Annotated in this window: 2 protein-coding genes and 1 pseudogene; all 3 read right to left on the reverse strand. The window is 64.0% G+C overall.

What is annotated here, in order from left to right:
• Nucleotides 1–77 (reverse strand): annotated as a pseudogene (locus tag IE313_RS34545) (IS5/IS1182 family transposase); the annotation flags it as partial.
• Between the two features lie 137 nt (nucleotides 78–214).
• Nucleotides 215–1,549, reverse strand: a complete 1,335-nt coding sequence (locus IE313_RS34550; RefSeq protein WP_189939328.1) for an NsdA family TPR-like regulatory protein — start codon at nucleotides 1,547–1,549, stop codon at nucleotides 215–217.
• A gap of 26 nt (nucleotides 1,550–1,575) precedes the next feature.
• Nucleotides 1,576–2,016, reverse strand: a complete 441-nt coding sequence (locus IE313_RS34555; protein WP_189939329.1) for a hypothetical protein — start codon at nucleotides 2,014–2,016, stop codon at nucleotides 1,576–1,578.
• Nucleotides 2,017–2,101 lie beyond the last annotated feature (85 nt).

Below are 2,101 nucleotides of genomic sequence, written 5' to 3' on the forward strand. Positions count from 1 at the left end.
CGGTGTTCCCGCAGACGAGCGGCGAGGAAGCGCAGGGCAGAGCTGGACACGTCCAGCCCCGACGGGTAGACAGGCATACGAAGCCTCTGGTGGGCACGGGTCCTTCTTGGTCGAAAACCCATCTACCCGGGGTTTCACCCGTCTGTCAGCCGAACTGACCAGCCCGGCCCGCAGGTGGAAAAGGCTCACTGTGTTTTGTGCGTATTTGGCCCGCTTATGCGCCGAATGATTCGATTAGGTGATCATCAAAGTCGGCGAACCAGTCCTCACGTCGCCATGGACGGAGATAGGCGCGGGCGCGCCGCAGTCTGATCGCAGCGACACGGCCCCCTGTTGCGGAAGCTGCGTCAACGCATCCGTGTAGCAGTTCAGTAGCTGCTTCTGGGTCATTGAGACGAATGCGAGCGAGTGCCTGATCTGTTGAGACGATCGCATGCTGCACTCGCTCGCGGGGCGTGTGAAGCGCCTCGGCCGACTGGGCGAAGTAGTCGTGTGCCTTTGAAGGGTCGCCGACGTAGAGCTCTGTGAGTCCTTCAAACCCTCGCAGATGGGCGGCCGAGAATGATGCAGGCGACGGGTCGCCGTCGCAGTCACTGTCTATGTCGTACCAAGCCAGCGCGAGTGCAGCCTTCGCGTGCCTGGCGGAGCCCGCACGTGCCGCAATCTCTGCCTGTAGGGCATGCGCCCGAGCCCGGACCATTACACTCTCGCCCGCTCGTGCGTCACGCACAGCGGCGTCGACGAGCTGCTGGGCCGCCTCGATGCCGGGTGTCGAGTACAGGGTGACCAGGGCGTGGCTCATATGGACGACGGCTCGGCGCCAGGGTGGGCCGACGCCGCCCGCCGCCGCGGCGTACAACGCCCGAGAGGCCTCGTCGTCGCGTGTCTCGAATGCCGCTCGCCCGGCAAGGGTGTACGCCTGCGCGGCGACTGCTCGGAGGTGCAGTAGTACCGCATCAGGAACAGTCCCATCGAGCAGACGACGGCAAGACTCAACGATCGGCGTGAGCATCAGTTGCACCCGAACAAAGGGCAGACTCCCGACCTGCCTGTTCACATCCCTAATCGCAATGCCCATAGCCTCTAGCAGTTCCTCGTCGAGCTTCGATGGGTCGGCGAGGGCGTCTGCAAGAACGCGCTGCGTTGAGGGGCCGAGTAGTGCGAGCAGTCCACTTCCGCCGTCGGTCGCGGTCCGCACCAGCAAGGTGCGCAGGTCATTGAGGCGTCGCTCACTCTCCCCGAGGTGCCCGAGTGCGTAAAGTAACTCGCTGAAGTCCGAGCCCACGCTGAGCGCGAGCTGCCCATGTGCGCTGCGGGCGTACACATGTGCGAGGAGCAGTTGATACCGGTCTCCTGGGAGGATCGGCCCTTTGCTGGACTCCCACCGTGCGACCGAACGCTGCACACTCGCGACGCTCGCGTCGAGCGGTTGCCCGAGTTCTTTCGCCTTCGTGCTGACGGCGCGGGCGAGGTCGGCGAGGGACCACCCGCGGGCGAGCCGCAGACGTTTGAGTGTGGCAGCGCCGACGAGTCTGTCTTGCGCGCTCATGCTCCTTATGATGCCCGCTCACCAGCTCAAACAGGAACGATTAGCCGAGGTTTCCCCTGAGAGGATGCGTAGTTGATCGTCTGCCACGTGCCCGAAGTGCCTTCCGGGCCTTCCAGAGGAAAGCCGATTACCATCTGAGCCCGGTCGACCATGTGCCGGTTACGTGCGTGATACGCCGGCGCCAGCAACTCGGCGGCGTGGAGCTCGATGATCTCGCCGATTCGGTCGCGGCACCGCTCGATGGCTTGCCGGGCCTCGGCTGGTTGTTGCCCGACCGTGCCCGGCACAACGACGGTGATGTGGCTCGTTGAATTCCCAGCGAGCCACAGCAGGCTGAGACTGTCGATGCCCTTCGCTCCGCCGATGTAGAAGTGTGCCCCGTTCGTTGCCCACGGCCCAAGGTACCTACCGAATAAGTCGTTGAACCAGGCGAGGCCCCTGTGTCTTGTCTTCCTCGTACCCGTGATTGCCGCAGCTAAGGGCTGTCCCGTAACTGCTGGTCACAGGTGGGATGATCTTGTCGTGTCTGGTGTGATCACGGCGTCGGAGCCA

Origin of the sequence: Streptomyces sulfonofaciens (assembly GCF_014656295.1) — a bacterium.
In the GTDB taxonomy this organism is placed as follows: domain Bacteria; phylum Actinomycetota; class Actinomycetes; order Streptomycetales; family Streptomycetaceae; genus Streptomyces; species Streptomyces sulfonofaciens.

What these genes read in the sequence shown, in the direction of transcription:
- IE313_RS34550 (WP_189939328.1), bottom strand. Translation starts at nt 1,549, where the DNA reads ATGAGCGCGCAAGACAGACTCGTCGGCGCTGCCACACTCAAACGTCTG.